The sequence below is a fragment of the Microcoleus sp. B6-A1 genome (assembly GCF_036705085.1).
Classification (GTDB): Bacteria; Cyanobacteriota; Cyanobacteriia; order Cyanobacteriales; family Microcoleaceae; genus Microcoleus.
The window spans coordinates 44,443-62,183 of the sequence record NZ_JAUBTU010000012.1; the positions used below are offsets into that span (position 1 = coordinate 44,443).

Genomic DNA, 17,741 nt, shown 5'->3' on the forward strand with positions numbered 1-17,741 from the left:
TTCATCAAGCCGCCCCACCCATCCCAGATACTCAAACACCCGCCCCTTTCCCATCGCAGATACCGACAAACCTGTCCGCATTGGTATAAAATAGAAACAACCCAACCCATCCCCACAAATGCTAAACAAAATTTGGCAATTCCTCAAACGACTCATCCAGCGCCTATTAGGAACCGCACCCCCACCACTGCCGCCACCACCTGCGCCCCGCCCAACCTTAACTGACGCGGAATACGAGTCGAAATTCATGGAAATCCTGGAAGGGGTGAATGCCGGCTGGAGTCGAGGAGATTTAGCGGGATTCTTAATCGCAAAACGCCTTAAAGATGGTGAATTGGCGGCTTGGCTACGACGGTTTCGGCAAAGATTGTTAGAGGGCGAAAACCTGCAGGGCGGGCACGGGGGCACCGCCCCTACGGATGCGGTGGCATCGCTTCAGGAATTAGCGCAGCGGCTGGTATTGTTAGGTAGAATTGGCAGCGGGGAATTGTCAGAGGTGGCGAGGCAAATTGGGCGGGAGATATTGACACGGTTTCCGCTGCCGGAGGTTGAGGAGGAGGATACAAAGGGGAGGGTGATTGAGGCGGTGTTTGTTGGGAATGGTTTGGGTTTTTCTGGGGAAGGGAACCGCAGAGGCGCAGAAGCTGTGGAGGCAGAATCGGAAGTTAATGTAGAGGCGAAAGCGTGGTGCGATCGAGGGAATGAGCAGTATAATTTAGGAAGATTTGAAGAGGCGATCGCATCTTATAACCAGGCAATTGCTCTCCAACCAGACTATCACGATGCTTTGCACAACCGAGAGGTAGCGCAACGTAAGTTAGGCGAAATTCAATAGGCGAACTCGCTGGTATCCATAATTTTTGCTAGGGATTGCGATCGGTATGATACTACTATTAATAATTAAGCGCAGTTTCCTCGCTAATTTTTATACACTAAAATAGGAGTGACAGTATTTAAATTCTCACTACAAACTCAATTGGTAAGGTGCACAATCCGCACCATAAAATATGTTTATCCTATGAGGATTTATCCCAAATCCTTGCATCCCAAACCCAAACCGAATGATACAAGTAATCGGCATTGACTTAGGCGGAAGCGCCATTAAACTCGGCAGATTTAGCGAAAATGGTCTTTGTAACCAATCCTTAACTGTGCCAACCCCTCAACCCGCAACGCCAGAAGCAGTTTTAGCCGCGATGACGGATGCTATTTTACAACTGAATCCGGTCGAAAATGCTGTAAGTGCGATCGGCATCGGCACTCCAGGCCCCGCAGACGCCGCCGGCAGAATAGCCAGAGTAGCAATTAACCTCAAAAACTGGCATAACGTCCCCCTAGCTGACTGGTTGGAAGCTAAAACTGGCCTGCCGACAATATTAGCAAATGATGCCAACTGTGCCGGATTGGGAGAAGCTTGGTTGGGCGCAGGAAGGCACTTTAAAGACCTAATTTTAATAACTTTAGGTACAGGAGTCGGCGGTGCAGTTATCCTAGACGGCAAACTATTTGTAGGTCATCAAGGCGCGGCCGGAGAACTAGGATTGATTACTATAAATCCCGACGGCCCGGAGTGCAACAGCGGCAATCGCGGTTCTTTAGAACAGTACGTTTCGGTGCAAGCAATTCGCCGGGAAACGGGTTTGGAACCGCTAGAATTAGCAAATCTAGCTAAATCTGGAGATGCCAAAGCTTTAGAATTTTGGCAAATTTACGGGCGCTATCTGGGTATCGGTTTGGCAAGTCTCATTTATATTTTGACGCCAGAAGCTATTATTATCGGCGGTGGAATTAGTGCAGGTGCAGAATTTTTCTTGCCGAATGTGAGAGAAGAAATTGAGCGGCGGGTGTTGCCAACTTCTCGCGAAGATTTACAGTTATTGGTTGCTGAATTGGGCAATCAAGCAGGCATGGTAGGCGCGGCCAAATTAGCTTGGCAGCTTGTTCAATAGTTAAAATTTAAAAAAGCAGCGCAGTTTATTGCGCTTTTTTCATATCTAAACTTAGGGTGCAACCTAAGCACCTTACCCCAAAAAAAATTAAAATGAATGTTAGGATTTACTAAAAATAGTCTTCCTTCCTCCTTCATTGTTCATGCTTCTAACTAATGACTAATGACTAATGACTAACAACTAACGACTAATGACTGCTTCATGGCAGAGATTGTCCAGTCGTATTTTTAATGTATTCCTGAATTTCTTGATAAGTTTCCGGGTTGTTTTGGCGCAGGATAATAATATTAGTTGCGCTGTCAGGCAGGCAAAAGCTTAGCCGACCGTTCTGTTCGCAAGCAAAAGAGCTAATTCGACTCATATCGATCGCAAATTCTTTGCGGTCATAATGAATTTTAATCCACGAACCTCTCGAATTGCGATCGATGGTTTTTTTGAGGTAATCGAGAACTTGCTTGTAAGCCTCAGAATTGCCTTGGGGATTGAGGATAATCGGCTGACTGCTATTAGGCAGCCAAAAGGTGAGACGCTTGTTATCCAGTTCGCTAGAAAAAGCACTAATAGTGTCAAGGTCAATTATGTATGTACTTTTCTCATAAGTAATTTTGCTCCAATAAGCCACAAAGCCTCCTCAAACCTGTGTTTCCTGGTATTTTAGGATAGTTTGACAACTCATACCATTTTAGATTTTAGATTGTAGATTTTAGATAGGGCATGACTAATGACTATCGGGGTTGGGAAGTTGGCTAAAGTTACATTTTTTTTGGGAAATGGTATCACCCTTGAAATCCGTAAAAAGTTAAGTAAAAATATCAGCATTGTTACCTTCAGGCTTCTGCCTTCTGGCTTCTACCTTCTGCCTTCTCCCTTGTGGTACTAGCCCCCCAGCCCTAGCATAGGGGTTGGGGGGGAGGTTTTTCACTCGTTGAGAATGCTGCCCGATATCTAGTCCGGTAAGTGCGACCCCTATCAAATCCTATTGGTCTGTTGGGTGGGTTTTGTAATGTCCATTGTCGGGGCGATTTGAATATTGTCTACTCGGAACCGCCCCTACAGACCTCTAATATATCAGAACTAATCGATCGCACATGAGATGAGATCAGTTTGCTGCAACTTTCCCAGCCACCAAGTCGCGACCCTCATCTTCTAAAACCTCCTGCTTTCCCTGGATGCTAGCGGCCTGGATAAACCCTTGAAACAATGGGTGGGGGGCGCTAGGTCGAGATTGGAATTCGGGGTGAAATTGGCAGGCTATGAAAAAGGGATGGTTGGGAAATTCGATCATTTCTACCAAGCGGCCGTCTGGAGATGTACCGGAGACTGCATAACCTGATTCTAAGAAAAGATTGCGGTAGGCGTTGTTAAATTCGTACCGATGGCGGTGTCGCTCGTAAATCACTTCTTTCTGATAAAGTTTGAAAGCTAGCGTGTCTGGGTTGACACGGCACGGATACAAACCCAGTCGCATTGTACCGCCCAAATCGACTACATCTTGCTGTTCTGGCAATAAATTAATTACCGGATTTGCTGTATCTGGGTCAAATTCAGCGCTGTTGGCATCCTTTAGTTGGGCGATGTTGCGCGCCCATTCAATCACAGCACACTGCATCCCCAAACACAAGCCCAAAAATGGAATTTTGTGGTGTTTAGCATATTCGATCGCCGCTATTTTGCCGTCAACTCCCCGAACCCCAAAACCTCCCGGTACAAGAATGCCGTTGATACCTTTGAGATAATTATCGAGGTTTCCCGATTCTAAATCTTCTGAGTTAATCCAGTGCAAATTCAGGTCGCAGCCGATCGCAATTGCCGCGTGCCGCAAAGCTTCGACCACCGAAAGATAAGCATCATTCAACCGCACGTATTTGCCAACTAAAGCAATATCAATTTTGTGATTGGGACTGTAAAGCCTGTTGACTAAAGTTTGCCACTGATGCAAATCTGGCTGGCGATGTTCGAGTTGTAGCAAATTGAGCGTTTGTTGCGCCAAACCCTCCTGTTCCATCATCAGCGGCACTTCGTAGATACTTTTAGCATCTTGAGCGGTGATGACGCATTCTTCGGGTACATTGCAGAATTCCGACAATTTCTGTTTCATGCCCAAAGACAGCGGGCGATCGCACCGACAGACTAAAATATCTGGTTGAATGCCGATCGACCGCAATTCCTTCACCGAATGCTGAGTCGGTTTAGTTTTCATCTCCCCAGCCGAAGGAATCCAAGGTATCAGCGTCACGTGCATATACACAACATTTTGCCGCCCGACATCCTTGCGAAACTGGCGAATTGCCTCCAAAAACGGCAAAGATTCAATATCTCCCACCGTTCCGCCGATTTCCGTAATCACGACATCGGGATTGGTATTTTTTGCTACTCGGTGAATTCGATCTTTAATCTCGTTAGTTATGTGCGGAATCACCTGCACCGTGCTCCCCTGATACTCACCGCGGCGTTCTTTGTTGATCACCGCTTGATAAATGGAACCAGTGGTGACGCTATTGAGGCGAGACATGGAAGTATCGGTAAAACGCTCGTAGTGCCCCAAATCCAAGTCTGTTTCTGCACCGTCTTGCGTGACAAAGACTTCTCCGTGCTGAAACGGGCTCAGAGTGCCGGGGTCAACGTTAATATAGGGGTCTAGCTTCAAAATCGAGACAGAATAGTCCCGCGACTTCAATAGGCGGCCCAAGGAAGCACCGACAATTCCCTTGCCGATGCTGGAAACCACGCCGCCGGTCACAAACACAAATTTGCTCATAGGATTTTCGACTTTAGATGCTTCAATGTCAGGTCAGACTCAAATGTGACATAGGTAATCCATAAGGGCAACCACGGGGGATTGCCCCTACACCCATTTGACCAAATTATTGACGATTGTTATGTGCTTGCAACCAAGTTGTCAAATCTGACACGCTGGCAAAGTCTAATAGTGCCTCTCCTAGATTCTGTAATTGCTGAGCGGATAACTGAGCGATGCGGGTTTGAATCTCCGGCGACAGCAGGCCGACACTGCGCTCCAACTGACGAACAATTAATGTCACATTTCCTTGTTTGATACCTTGTTCGATGCCTTGTTCGATGCCTTGTCTGATTCCTTGTTCTATCCCGATTCTGGTAGCTTTGGTAATTGCACCGCGCTGGTCTTGAATAAAAATTTCTCGCCTTTCTAAATCCTCCAATTCATCAGGATCGAGATTTGCTTCATTGGCAATTGTAAAAGCTTTGCGGAGTTCCGGTACATTTCCCAACTCTTCCGGCACAGACCTTAACGTGCGAGCGGTTTTCATGAAATATATCCACTTATCAGTCAGAGTCTCTAATTCTGCTAAAGTCTTGTCAAATTTTGGCAATTCAACAAATACAAATTCTAATTCATCCGCCAAATAATCGACTAAGTTGTTTTTTTCGTTGATACAAAACCGCGAAATTACTGTTTCCAGATGCTCAAACATTTGGAAATCTGTAATCGTCAAGGCAATCACGGGATTTAAGAGGTTGTAGTTTTCTCCGCTTTTCAATTGCACTGAGTAAGCTTTGGTAGCATTGTATAAAATCCGCTTCTCAAAGGATTCTACATTCAATACCTGCATTTCAATGATCACAGTTTTGCTGCCACCAATTTTTGCTTTTACATCCAAGTAAGTATCTTTGACTCCTTTGATTTTGGGAGCTAAATAAGGGTCAAGAATTTCTAAATCTTCGATGACTGGCTGCGCTTCGTAGAGGATGGCATTTAAGAAGCTAATCAAAATGTCTTTGCTGTCAGCAGAGCCGAAGATTTTTTTAAATGCAAAGTCGGTTTTGGGGTTAATAAAATTCATGGCTTTTTCAATTTATTAGAGATTGAGAGGTTGAGGTTAGAGTTATTTAATTATTTAACTATCATACAATCTTCTAGGTTGGGTTCGCGGACGATCGCCCCAACCGACCTCACCCAAATACAGATGCAAGCCCACAGCAATCTAGACAAAAGTTCCACTCCCCCATGAGCGCCTGTAGAGTTAATCTAAAATCTAAAATCTAAAATCAGCCCTACGCGCTCAGTCATTTTTCCCAAAAAGCTAACTCAGGAACGTTTCGGCAATCGTAAAGTCATGGTAAACAAAGCACCTCAAGTCTGCTAAAAAACAACAGCTATGAAGTTTGTCTGCGTTCTCTCCCCTCAACGGTTGCTTTGTACTGGTATGGCATTGCTCGCTGCGATCCTCTTCGAGGGCTTCGCTAACGAGTGTGGCGCGTGGGGCGCTCCCAATGCAGCGCGGGCAAAAGAGCCTGGGGAAAATTATTCGTCTGTGTCGCCGAAAATCATCGCTAGTAACGATGTTAATTGCAATGGCGGACGATCGCCCGAAACTCGCTGTCGAGTCGGCGGTTTGTTCGTCAAAACTCAAAATACGACCTCAGAACAAGTCTTTCCTCTCAAGCAGACTGAAGTTAAAGCCAAAATAGCTGGCAATATCTCCCGCGTCGAAGTTGTTCAGAAGTTTGAAAATCCTTTTCCTGAATCTATAGAAGCTGTTTATATATTTCCTTTGCCCGACGAAGCGGCGGTGGATGATATGGAAATTAAAATAGGCTCACGAACTATTAAAGCTGATATCAAACGGCGCGAGGAAGCTTTGGAAATTTACGAACAAGCCAGAAAGCAAGGCCGGAGTGCGGGTTTGTTGGAACAAGAACGATCCAATATTTTTACTCAGTCTCTCGCTAATATCAAACCGGGAGAAAAAATTGAAGTTACGATTCGCTACACGGAAAGTCTCAAGTTTGCCGGCGGCGATTACGAATTTGTGTTTCCAATGGTGGTAGGGCCTCGCTATATTTCGGGAAATTCGACCCCCCCCAACCCCCCCTTAGTAAGGGGGGGCGATCGTTCTGAGTCTTCAGGGGCGGGAAATTCGACCCCCCCCAACCCCCCCTTAGCAAGGGGGGGCGATTCTCAATTCCCCCCCTTAGCAAGGGGGGGCGATTCTCAATTCCCCCCCTTAGCAAGGGGGGGCGATTCTCAATTCCCCCCCTTGCTAAGGGGGGGGCAGGGGGGGGTGAATACCGATGCCGATCGCATTAACCCGCCTGTCTTGCCTCCGGGAACGATATCGGGTCACAATATTGCTGTTTCGGTAGAAATAGATGCCGGAGTTGCGATCGGCGATGTCCGCTCTACTTCCCATCAAATTACCACTCACCGCAGCGGCAATATTGTGCAAGTCCAATTAGCCAATTCTGACACAATTCCCAATAAAGATTTAATTCTGCGCTATCGAGTCGCTGGCGAAAATACTCGCGCAACTATTTTGACTCAATCCGACAAGCGGGGCGGTCATTTTGCTACTTATTTAATTCCGGCATTGAACTACAAAACTAATGAAATTGTACCTAAAGATGTCGTGTTTCTGATGGATACTTCCGGTTCTCAACAGGGCGAACCGCTGGCAAAATCTCAGGAGTTGATGCGCCGCTTCATTCAAGGGCTGAATCCCAACGATACTTTTACTATTATTGATTTTGCCAACACTGCGAAAGCGCTTTCAACAACGCCTTTAGCAAATACGCCAGCCAACCGACAAAGTGCTATTAATTATATCGAGAAGTTGCAGGCTAACGGTGGTACTGAACTGCTTAACGGCCTTCAAACCGTGATGAATTTTCCGGCGGCTACGGGAAGGCTGCGGAGTATTGTATTAATTACGGACGGTTACATTGGTAATGAAAATGAAGTGCTGGCTCTGGTTCACCAGAGTCTGAAACCAGGAAATCGACTTTATAGTTTTGGTGTCGGCGGTTCGGTGAATCGCTTTTTGCTCAACCGTTTGGCGGAAGTGGGAAGAGGCACGTCTCAAGTAATTCGTCAAGATGAACCGTCAGCAGAAGCAGCAGAAAAGTTTTTTAGTCAAATTAATCGTCCGGTATTGACTAATATTCAAGTTAGTTGGGAAGGAATGGGGGAAAAACCGGAGATTTATCCGATCGCGCCCCCAGACTTGTTTGCGAGTGGGCCACTGGTTTTGTTTGGCAAAAAGGCCGATCGAGCCCCCGGCCAACTTCGCATCCGCGGCACTCTTGCAGGTGGCAAAGCTTACGAGCAAGTTTTACCTGTTAATTTTGCTCAATCCGGCGGGCGGCAGCGAGAGTCAAATTCTGTCGCAGCAACCGCTACGGATTTTGGCAATCCGGCGGTAGCTCAACTTTGGGGGCGATCGCGCATTAAAGATTTAATGAATCAAATGTTTGGTGGCGAGACTAAATCTCTGGTGGAAGCTGTGACTAATACTGCTCTGACTTATCGCTTGCTGTCGGAATACACGGCTTTTGTGGCTGTGAGCGAAGAAGTGCGAGTGGAACCAGATGGATCTCGTCGCCGCGTGCAAGTGCCTGTGGAATTGCCGCAGGGTGTCAGCTATGAGGGTATTTTCGAGTCGGAAGGGGCAGAGCCAACTAGAGGCGGCACTCGCAGCGTTACCTCGAATCGCAACTCGGCACCGGTAAGTCCAATTCCTGCTATGCCGCGCCCCCCCGGTTACGGTGAGTTGCAACCCTCGCAGCAAAAGGTTTCTCGCCTCCAAGTAGTTAGCGCCGAAGGGTTGGATGCCGGGGCACTCGCGGCTTTGACTCAATACCTGCAATCTGTTAATCTCCCGGCGGGGGTTAGCGGTGAAACGATATGGAAGTTATCGGTACAAGACGGCCGTATTGCCAGAGTGGCGATCCTCTTCGAGGGCTTCGCTAACGACACTAAAACCTCGACGCTGCAAGCAACAGACGCTGTAGAGACTCTCAAGAGGGCCTTGAGTTCCTGGCAACCTCCCGCAGGATTAAAGGGCACGCTGCGCCTGAAGTTGCGAATTACGGTTGAGCCTTAAGGAATGACTATCTATGTCAAGAAACATTAACTTTTAATTCAAAAATACCGAAAGGGCGATCGCTACCGCGTGGAAGATATAAAATCTTTATTAAGAGATTGCCTTTAAACAGAAAGTGATGTTAATGAAATTTATACCGTTTGAGGCAAACGCTAAAACAGTTTCCTTTCTAAAACAGTTTCCTTTCTGAAACAACCTTAACAGTAAAGATTTCTGGATCGAAACCCCCCCAATCATAGAAGGTATGATGCCCTATGGAAGTTAGTGAACTGCTCAACAATTACGAAAAAGGACAAAGAGACTTTACTGGAGCCGACCTCAGCGGGAAAAACCTCAGCGGAGCAATCTTAATCGGAGTCAACCTTTCGCGAGCTAATCTTTCCGGGGCAAACCTCAGCAGAGCGTTTCTCACCAAAGCAACACTCAAAGATGCACAGATGCAAAGAACAAATCTGACTTTTGCCAAAATGGGCGAAACCCAACTTTCGGGTGCAGATTTGACAAAAGCTAATTTGAGTGGAGCTTTTTTGGTAAAAGCAAAATTGCCCAGAGTAAAGTTAACCGGCGCAACTTTAACTAGCGCCAACCTGCGGGGTGCTGTGTTGTGGAATGCCAATTTGTGCAGCGCCGACTTGCAATTAGTTAACTTGCTGGGCGCTAATCTGACGGCAGCTAATTTTAAGTGGGCCAACCTTTACGGTGCAAGGCTCAACAGTGCAAAACTTTTTGGAGCTCAATTAACGGGAGTCAGTCTGCGGCGAGCGCAGTTGACAGGAGTGAATCTCTGCGGTGTAGATTTGAGCGGCGTTAACGTGAGTGAAGCTAAACTAATGGGAGCTAATTTGGAAGGCTCTAATTTGGCGGGGGCGAATTTCAGCGCGGCTCAGTTGCGTGGGGTGAAGTTGGCGGGTGCAAACTTAACCGGGGCTAAGTTGAGGGGAAGTTGTTTGAGAGGGGCAAATCTGAATTGGGCAAAGTTGTGTCAAGCTGATTTGATGTCAGCAGATTTGAGCGAGGCGACGTTAATAGGAGCTAATTTAGATAATGCTTTGTTGGCGGGAGCTATTTTGCCGGATTCTACTAGGCGCTATTTTTCCTTAGCTGGGGCGGGCAGAGTCAATTCTTGGGAAGTTAATGAGATTAATGGTTGATTGTTGACTGTTGACTGTTGACTGTTGACTGTTGACCGAAAGCATCCAGGATACAAGCTCCCGAATTTATCCGTGGGGTCAATGCTTCAATGCTTCAATGCTTCAATTCTTCAATTCTTCAATTCTTCAATCTAAAATCGATTGACTGTTCACTGTTCACTGATGACTATGACAATTAATTTTGGGGTGGTGCTGGTAACTGCGGCATCGGAGGCGGAGGCGGAGAATCTCGCTAAATCTTTAGTTGAACACAAGCTGGCTGCTTGTGTGAGTTTGTCGCCCATTCGCTCTATTTATACTTGGCAAGGCGAGATTCATTCCGAGTCAGAGTGGCAGTTGGTGATTAAAACTGATTTGGCTAAATTTGAGGCTTTAAAAACAAAAGTTCAGGAACTCCATTCCTATGAAGTTCCCGAAATTATTGCTATTCCTATTATCGCTAGCAGCGATGCTTATCTCAATTGGCTGGGACAATCTTTAAGTTTGTAGTCAAGATTTTAGTCCTAAATTATCCAATGAAGAGGGACGGAAGTCCCTACTACAAATGGTCAGGAAGCTAGGAATTATGACTCGTAGGGCCAATGACGCCGATTTTGTGGCGAAAACTTAGTTCGCCGCCGAACCAGCCTGTAATGCCCAGCAAGGTTGCCACGACGATCGATATTGCTAAACCTGTATATACGATCGGCTCAGCCGGATTTCCTTGTCGCAACACCAGGTTAATCAGGGTAAGTACCATAACCGCCACATTGCCGCCCATGTGCAACCAACCGGCACTGCGCTCGCGCACTCTTTTAACTTTGAAAAAATCTAAAAAGCCCGTGATTGCGGCCAAAATCCCCGCAGCAAAACCGACACCCATCAGCCAAACCGAAGCTCTCGCCCAAAACGGATCGCTTGTCAGCCAATAACCGATGTCCGTGCCGGCGGCTCCTACTAAAAAGGCTACCGGAAAGATGACGATGATGGGGTGGATGGGATGGCCTGCAACTGAAAGCGTACTCGTAATACCGGCGTCGCGATACTCTCTGTCGTCACTTTCTAAAATCGGCGGAAGATTGGGATAGGGCGTACTATTTCTTTGATTTGTTTCCATGATTTATACCGATAACTTTTGTACAACAAAGCCGTTTTTATTGGATTGAACTTAATCCCAAATCCGCTCGCCATTTTCGTCAACGCGGGCCTGCCGAATTACGTCGGAAATTTCCTCGGCGTCTTTGACGTGGTGCAAAGCTTTCTTTTCCCCATCCGGTTCTTCGACGATCACATAAGTTGGAACTGTAACTGTATCTCCCGTGATGTCGGGTACGTGGTCTACCGCTAGTTGCTGGGCTTTTTCTTCGATGGTTTGCGGTTCGTCGGAAATACGATCGCCCGGATTGACAGTGCGCTCCATATCTTTGCCTGGTTTGTCGATACTCATAAAAACCTCTCTGGTATTTCTAATTTTTTGCTGACTCTAATTCCTACTATTGAACGAAAAATATCTCTACGCAAACATCTCCCGACGGGTGGAAGTTTCAGTTAGGGCGATCGCAGGCAGCCTCTTCCTGTAGGTAGAGGTTTTTCGATTTGTTCCGAAAAAACTAAGCTAAAATCTAAGCATGATATTTTCCTTCCCTTTGAGTTGCCCATGAAAAGTTACGATTGGATTGTTGTCGGCGGTGGCATTACGGGTGCGGCACTGAGTTACGAACTGGCAAAAAAAGGTTTTGCTGTGCTGCTTTTGGAACGAGATGCTACCATGCAAAATGCTACTCGTTTTAGTTATGGCGGCTTGGCTTATTGGTCGGGGACGACTGATTTAACTCGGCAATTGTGTCGGGAAGGTATCGAACGCCACCGCCATTTATCAGCCCAATTAGATGCTGATACTGAGTTTCGCGAGTTGGATTTGTTGCTGACAATTGATGCGGGCAATGATGTAGAAAAAGTGGCGGCTAATTACGCGCATTTTGCGATCGTTCCGCAGCTTTTGAGTGTTGCAGAAGCTGGCGAGTTGGAACCTTTGCTGAATAAAAGTGCGATCGCCGGATCTCTGACTGTGCGTCACGGTCACATTTCGCCGACTTCCACAAATAAAGCTTATTTTCAAGGGTTTCTGCGGTTGGGAGGAACTATAGAATTTGCTGAAGTAATTGGGTTTATAGAAGAGGGAAATCGGATTTCCGGAGTCCAGACGGTACAGGAAAGTTATGCCTGCGAAAATACGGTTATTTGTGCTGGAGGTTGGAGTCGGAGTTTACTGAAGTTGGCTGGTGTTTCTGTGGGAGTTTATTTTACTCGCACCGAGATTTTGGAAACTGCACCTGTGGATTTGAAACTCAGGACTTTGGTGATGCCTGCGGTATTAAAACGTTTTGAATTGGAAGCTGAATCGACTAGAAATGAGGTGGATTTTCTTTGGGATGAACCTGGTAAAGAGTTGCTGTCGCCGATTTTAGATTCGGGTGCCATTCAATTTAATGATGGCAGTTTGCGGATCGGGCAATTGTCGCGCACTTTGAGCGATTTGAATGCTAAAGTCGATCGCGAAACCAGCGAAACGGCAATTCGTGCAGGAATCGGCAAGGTTTTGCCTGATTTGGCAGGTTTACCGGCAACTTGGCACGAGTGTAGTGTGGCATTTAGCGCTGATAATTTGCCTGTAGTGGGGCCGATTGCCGATCGCCCTGGATTGCAGGTTTTTTCGGGTCTCAGCAATCCTTTGACTATTGTACCTGCTTTGGCTGAGCGATTTGCGAAGGCGGCGGGGGGAGAAGAAGATAGGGCGATCGAGCTTTTGTCTCCCAATAGATTTATCGCAGAAGGAAGTTCGGCAACGGATTCTGTAACGGATGTAACGGATGTCAGGAATAAGGAATAAGGAAGAAGGATAGATGACTACTGACTACTGACTACTGACTACTGACTAATGACTACTAACTAAAAAAGGCAGCGCGACAATAAATGTAGTACCTTTGCCGATCGCACTTTCCACACTTATTGTACCGCCGTGCAGGTCAACTATGTGTTTGACAATGCAGAGGCCCAAACCCGATCCTTTAATGTTGCCTACATTAGCACCCCGTTCAAACTGCTGAAATAGTTTTTCTTGATATTCCGGTGTCATCCCAATTCCCTCATCTCGAACGCACAAAATTATTTGCTGGTTTTCGCAGCTTAAGTCTAAACTTACCTTGCCGCCGTTTGGAGAATATTTAATGGCGTTTGAAAGCAAATTAGTCAGAACGTGGTGCAGTAGTTTTGCATCAAGATTGGCGTGCAGCGGATTTGTGTGACTGCGGAAATGTATTAGGTGTTTGTCGGTGACGATAGGTTGCAGTTCTTCTAAAATAGAATTGCATAAATCCGTCGCATTAATCTGATTTAAATTTAAGGAGATTTTGCCGGCTTCAGCTTTGCTAAGCATTAAAATATCTTCCAGCAACCCACTCATATTACTGACGGCTTTTTTAATGCGAGCGACATTTTTATGGGTAGTTCCGGGGGGTCTATGCGAGTCGCTATCTTCTAGCATTTCAGCCGATAACTGTATAGTAGTTAAAGGAGTGTTTAAATCGTGGTAAGCCATAGAAATAAAGCGCGATCTATTTTCGCTTTTTTCTGCTGCTAACGCCATTAATTTTTTCAGATTAACTGCTTCTTGATGTTTGCTCAGTGCTATCTTGATAGTGGCGTGCATTTCTCTTTCTTTAAAAGGTTTGAGCAGGTAGCCGTAAGAACCAGTATTTTCGGCTCGCTGCAAAGTTTCGTCGTCAGCATAGGCAGTTGTATAGATAATGGGTATATCTAATTCTTGATTAATTATTGCTGCTGTTTCTATGCCGTCAATGTCGCCTTTGATAACTATGTCCATTAAAATTAAATCGGGTCTTAGTTCGCGGGCGCGCTGGATGGCATCCGCTCCTGAAGAAACGATATCGGCGATTTGATATCCCAATTTTTCTAATTTTGGGGATAAACTTTTAGCAATTAATAGTTCATCTTCGACAATTAAAATATTAATTGGCTTTGCGACCAAGTTCATATTGTTACAATCTTTGACAGTAGTTTAACTCGTTAAATTTTAAGTGAAATGATGTACCCAATTCTCTGGATATTTCGATGGTTCCTTCTAACTGCTCGGTTAAAGTGCAGACAACTTGAAACCCCATCGAGTGAGTTTTCCGAAAATCTAAGTTTTGAGGAAAGCCAATGCCGTTGTCCTTAACTAAGAGGTTGATTTCTCGATCGCCCGTTTGATAGCATTCTACACTAACTGTACCAGTTATGCCATCAGGAAAAGCGTGTTTCAGGGTATTTGAAACCAATTCATTGGCAATTAAACCGCAGGGAGTAGCAGTTTCAAGATTTAGGGAAATTGGTTCAGCTAATACCTGCAACTGAATTTGGTTATTGCTAATATTGTAAGAGTGAAACAAGTTACTTACCAAATCTTCGAGATATTCCCCAAAATTAATTTGCGCTAGGTTAGTCGAACGGTACAGTTTTTCGTGAATCAGAGCCATAGAATAAAGGCGATTCTGACTTTCTTCAAACATTTTGCTTACTTGCGGGTCGGCAACTGTGTTCGATTGCAATTCTAACAGACTGGCAACTACGCAAAGGTTGTTTTTGACGCGGTGGTGAATTTCTTTGAGCAAAATTTCTTTTTCTCTGAGGGAGTTTTTCAAATTTGCTTCTGCTTGTTTGCGATCGCTCAGTTCAGCTTGCAGTTGCTGGTAAAGTAGAGATTGCTGAATGGCGATCGCCAATTGATTCACCAACTGCTGAAATAAATTGATTTCCGATTCTTTCCAATCACGAGGGCCATCGCATTGGTGGGCAATCAGCAATCCCCAAAGTTCGCTGTGCTGAATAATCGGCACTACTAACTTTGCCCTAACTTGAATTTTTTTCATAAACTCCACCACACAAGGTGTAATGCAGGGGTCATCCCGTTCGGAGATCGCAGAAATTCGCCCTTGCAAATAAAGCTGATAAATTTCAGCCGGAAAAGCCTCTTCGCCAAAACATCTATCTACGAGTTGGCTGCATCCTTCTGCGACGGCTTCAGCAATGACTCGGCCGCCGTTTTTGGGTAAAAGTTGATAAACCAAAACTCGATCGGCTAATAATACTTGCTGGAGTTCCGCAACCGTGGTGTTGAGAATTTCTTCTAATTGCAAAGACTGGCGGACACGACGGGCGATCGCCTCCACAAGCCGTTCTTGCTCGAACTGCTGCCCCCTAGCGAGTTCGGCGTATTTAGAATTGCTGATATCAGCGGCATAACCAATAATTTCGATCGGAACGCCCTTGCTGTCAACCAATAGTTTTAGTTCCGTCCTTAGCCAGCGGTAAATTCCGTCTTGGTGTAGAAAACGGTACTCGCAAATGCAATTTTTTTCCTGGCACAAATCCGAAAATTTTACTAGAAATTCTGACCGATCTTCAGGGTGAATTCGGCTAGACCAAAATTTACAATCTGCTAACAATTCTTGGGGTTCGTAGCCAACGATTGTCTGAACGTTGTCGCTGATGTAAGTAGTACAAAAGTCCCCTGTCGGTGCGGCTGTAAAAATTACCGCCGGATTAGAAGCAAGCAAAAATTGCAGCCGTTCTTTTAACTGTTGCAATTCCATTTCGGCTCGCTTGCGATCGCTAATATCTTCGATCGCAGCCATGCTGTAGAGAGGAATGGCCTCGCGGTCGCGGATCAGCGTCACCGTCAAGTTTGCCCACATCAGCTCGCCATTCTTCTTAATCAAGCGTTTTTCCATTTGGAAGCGAGAAATATTGCCCTCCACCAACTGCTTGACTTGCTCCACATCTGCTTGTACATCTTCTGGATGCGTGAGTTCAGTAAAAGTCATCGTAGCCAACTCCGAATCGCTGTAGCCCAACATCTGGCGGTGAGCTTCATTCACTTTGATCGTGCGGTAGTCGCGCACGCTTGCCAAACCAAGCGCGATCGGAGCATCGTCAAATAAGTTGCGAAACTTTTCCTCGCTCTTTTGCAGTGCAGCTTCTGCGTGTTTGCGAGCGGTAATGTCTCGGGCGACCCACATCACCCGATCGAGCTCCAGCGGCGAAATACTGGCATCAAACCAAAATAATTGGCAGCCAATTTCCATCCTGTATTCAACTCTGTGGGTTTCCCCAGATGCCAACGTTTGGCGAATGTGGTTCAGGGCAAAATTAGCTTCCGCTTCTGGGAAGATTTCAGCGAGGGTTTTGCCCAGCACTTCAGGAGCCGGTTTGTACAGCAGTTCGGGAGCCGTGGGGGCGATTTTGAGGTAGCGGCCGCTGGCGTCGAAAACCAGCACGATATCCGTCATGGCGTTAAACAGCGCTAGCAGTTCGGCTTCGGATTTTTGGAGTTTTTCTTCGGTCAATTTGCGATCGGTAATGTCGGTGTCAGTGCCAGTCAGGCGGCAAGCCTTGCCGTCCGCCGATCGGATCGCGCTGCCGCGGGCAAGTATCCAGCAGGTGCTGCCGTCTTTACGCAGCATCCGGTGTTCTACTTCATAACTTTCTGTCACACCCTCTAGATAAGCCTTTACTGCTTCCTCGACTGCAACTCGATCGTCGGGATGAACGTGAGATGCCCAATTTTCCATGCGGTTAGGAATCTCTGCGTCCTGATAGCCCAACAAAGCTTTCAAAGACGGAGCAATATAGATTTCGTCGGTTTCCAAATTCCAGTCCCAAACCCCCACTTTGCCGGCCGATACTGCCATTTCGTACCATTGTGTCCGCTGCAGCACTCTCCGTTCTAACTCTGCATTGAGCTGCTGCAAAGCGATTTCTGCTTGTTTGCGATCCGTGACATCCCGGCCTGCAGCTTGATACTCGACGATTTGTCCGCTCTCGTTGAATATAGCCCGATCGATCCACTGCTGCCAGCGAATTTCCCCGCTCGGCAAAATTACTCGGTGCTCGCAGGTAAAAATAGAGTTGTCGGGAGACACAGAAGTATATTGCTGTTGAAAAATTTCTCGGTCTGCATCTGGCAGCAGCGACATGAAGCTGTTGCCGAGCAAGTCTTCTGGTTGCACGCCGAAATAACGGCAGTAAGCTTGATTGACAAAAGTTATTTTACCGTCTGGGAGGTAACGGCAAATCAGTTCGGTTTGGTCTTCCACAATCGCCTGGTAGCGCGCCTCGCTCTGCCGCAGGGCATTTTCGGCATTTTGGCGATCGCTGACTTTTTCTAGTTCACAATTGCCCTCTAACAGTTCGCATTGTTCCTGGAGTTTTGCCACTTCTTGATTCAGTGCCTCCATCCAGCTATACATTGCTGGGCGAATCGTTTTTTCGCTGACTAAACCTAGGAGCTGACCCCGTTCATCTACAATTGGCAAGCAATCGATCGAGTATTGACAAAATAGCTTAAATGCGGTAATAAGATCTGTAAATTCTGATTCTTTTAAGACCATTAAATTCCGCGTCATTGCGTCGGCAACTTTCATGTCTTGCCATCCGTATTCGGAGGCGGCTAAGTTCAGCACATTTTCCGGGCTTAGCAGTCCGACTAGCTGATTTTCATCGACAACTAAGACGCAACTAATGGATGCTTTTACCGTTTCATTTGAGTCGGGAAGTGCAGGGGCATTAGGCAGTGGGCAAGGGTCGATCGCCCGACGCATCAGGGCGATCGCCTCTGCGAGCGAAGTTGAGGGCGCAACCGTGGCAGGATGGCGATCGACAGCTTCGTCGGGCGATCGTAAATTGGCCGACAAATTAGCAAGTTCCATTAGTCTTGGTCAAAAAGTATTGCTAATTAACTTTAG

13 protein-coding genes are annotated in these 17,741 nt (G+C 46.4%); 6 read left to right on the forward strand and 7 right to left on the reverse strand.

Annotated features, from left to right (window positions below; translation table 11 throughout):
• Positions 1 to 118 precede the first annotated feature (118 nt).
• Both QUB11_RS06490 and QUB11_RS06495 read left to right on the forward strand, forming a co-directional pair.
• Entirely contained in the window at positions 119 to 835 is a 717-nt protein-coding gene (locus tag QUB11_RS06490) for a tetratricopeptide repeat protein (protein ID WP_333390057.1), read from the forward strand.
• 226 nt (positions 836 to 1,061) lie between these two features.
• Positions 1,062 to 1,949: an ROK family protein gene (locus QUB11_RS06495; RefSeq protein ID WP_333390059.1), complete on the forward strand. Its 888-nt coding sequence runs from the start codon at positions 1,062 to 1,064 to the stop codon at positions 1,947 to 1,949.
• A 199-nt stretch (positions 1,950 to 2,148) separates the two neighbouring features.
• On the opposite strand, the gene QUB11_RS06500 is transcribed toward QUB11_RS06495, so the two are convergent.
• The 3 genes from QUB11_RS06500 to QUB11_RS06510 all read right to left on the reverse strand — a co-directional run bounded on the left by QUB11_RS06500 (position 2,149) and on the right by QUB11_RS06510 (position 5,770).
• Complete coding sequence (locus QUB11_RS06500; protein WP_333149438.1) at positions 2,149 to 2,571, reverse strand: hypothetical protein; 423 nt, start codon at positions 2,569 to 2,571, stop codon at positions 2,149 to 2,151.
• Between the two features lie 477 nt (positions 2,572 to 3,048).
• A complete protein-coding gene (locus QUB11_RS06505) occupies positions 3,049 to 4,707 on the reverse strand; it encodes a CTP synthase (protein ID WP_333390061.1) in 1,659 nt (552 codons plus the stop codon).
• Between the two features lie 106 nt (positions 4,708 to 4,813).
• On the reverse strand, positions 4,814 to 5,770 hold the full coding sequence (locus QUB11_RS06510) for an Rpn family recombination-promoting nuclease/putative transposase (RefSeq protein WP_333390063.1): 957 nt from the start codon (positions 5,768 to 5,770) through the stop codon (positions 4,814 to 4,816).
• Positions 5,771 to 6,085: 315 nt separating this feature from the next.
• Here QUB11_RS06510 and QUB11_RS06515 point away from each other — a divergent pair, with 315 nt between their 5' ends.
• The 3 genes from QUB11_RS06515 (at position 6,086) to cutA (ending at position 10,449) form a co-directional block, all read left to right on the forward strand.
• Positions 6,086 to 8,809 carry a VIT domain-containing protein gene (locus QUB11_RS06515; RefSeq protein WP_333390065.1) on the forward strand — a complete coding sequence of 908 codons (2,724 nt, stop codon included), beginning with the start codon at positions 6,086 to 6,088 and terminating at the stop codon, positions 8,807 to 8,809.
• A 254-nt stretch (positions 8,810 to 9,063) separates the two neighbouring features.
• Entirely contained in the window at positions 9,064 to 9,960 is an 897-nt protein-coding gene (locus tag QUB11_RS06520) for a pentapeptide repeat-containing protein (protein WP_333390067.1), read from the forward strand.
• Between the two features lie 168 nt (positions 9,961 to 10,128).
• Positions 10,129 to 10,449: a divalent-cation tolerance protein CutA gene (cutA, locus tag QUB11_RS06525; RefSeq protein ID WP_333390069.1), complete on the forward strand. Its 321-nt coding sequence runs from the start codon at positions 10,129 to 10,131 to the stop codon at positions 10,447 to 10,449.
• Between the two features lie 67 nt (positions 10,450 to 10,516).
• Here cutA and QUB11_RS06530 read toward each other — a convergent pair whose 3' ends face one another.
• Together QUB11_RS06530 and QUB11_RS06535 are read right to left on the reverse strand one after the other, a co-directional pair.
• Entirely contained in the window at positions 10,517 to 11,056 is a 540-nt protein-coding gene (locus tag QUB11_RS06530; RefSeq protein WP_333149449.1) for a DUF2231 domain-containing protein, read from the reverse strand.
• 51 nt (positions 11,057 to 11,107) lie between these two features.
• Complete coding sequence (locus tag QUB11_RS06535; protein ID WP_333149451.1) at positions 11,108 to 11,386, reverse strand: hypothetical protein; 279 nt, start codon at positions 11,384 to 11,386, stop codon at positions 11,108 to 11,110.
• A gap of 210 nt (positions 11,387 to 11,596) precedes the next feature.
• Between QUB11_RS06535 and QUB11_RS06540 the strand changes: the two genes are divergently transcribed.
• Positions 11,597 to 12,829, forward strand: a complete 1,233-nt coding sequence (locus QUB11_RS06540; protein WP_333390071.1) for an FAD-binding oxidoreductase — start codon at positions 11,597 to 11,599, stop codon at positions 12,827 to 12,829.
• Positions 12,830 to 12,874: 45 nt separating this feature from the next.
• Here QUB11_RS06540 and QUB11_RS06545 read toward each other — a convergent pair whose 3' ends face one another.
• On the reverse strand, positions 12,875 to 13,993 hold the full coding sequence (locus QUB11_RS06545) for an ATP-binding protein (protein WP_333390075.1): 1,119 nt from the start codon (positions 13,991 to 13,993) through the stop codon (positions 12,875 to 12,877).
• A 4-nt stretch (positions 13,994 to 13,997) separates the two neighbouring features.
• On the reverse strand, positions 13,998 to 17,705 hold the full coding sequence (locus QUB11_RS06550) for a PAS domain S-box protein (RefSeq protein WP_333390077.1): 3,708 nt from the start codon (positions 17,703 to 17,705) through the stop codon (positions 13,998 to 14,000).
• Positions 17,706 to 17,741: the final 36 nt, after the last annotated feature.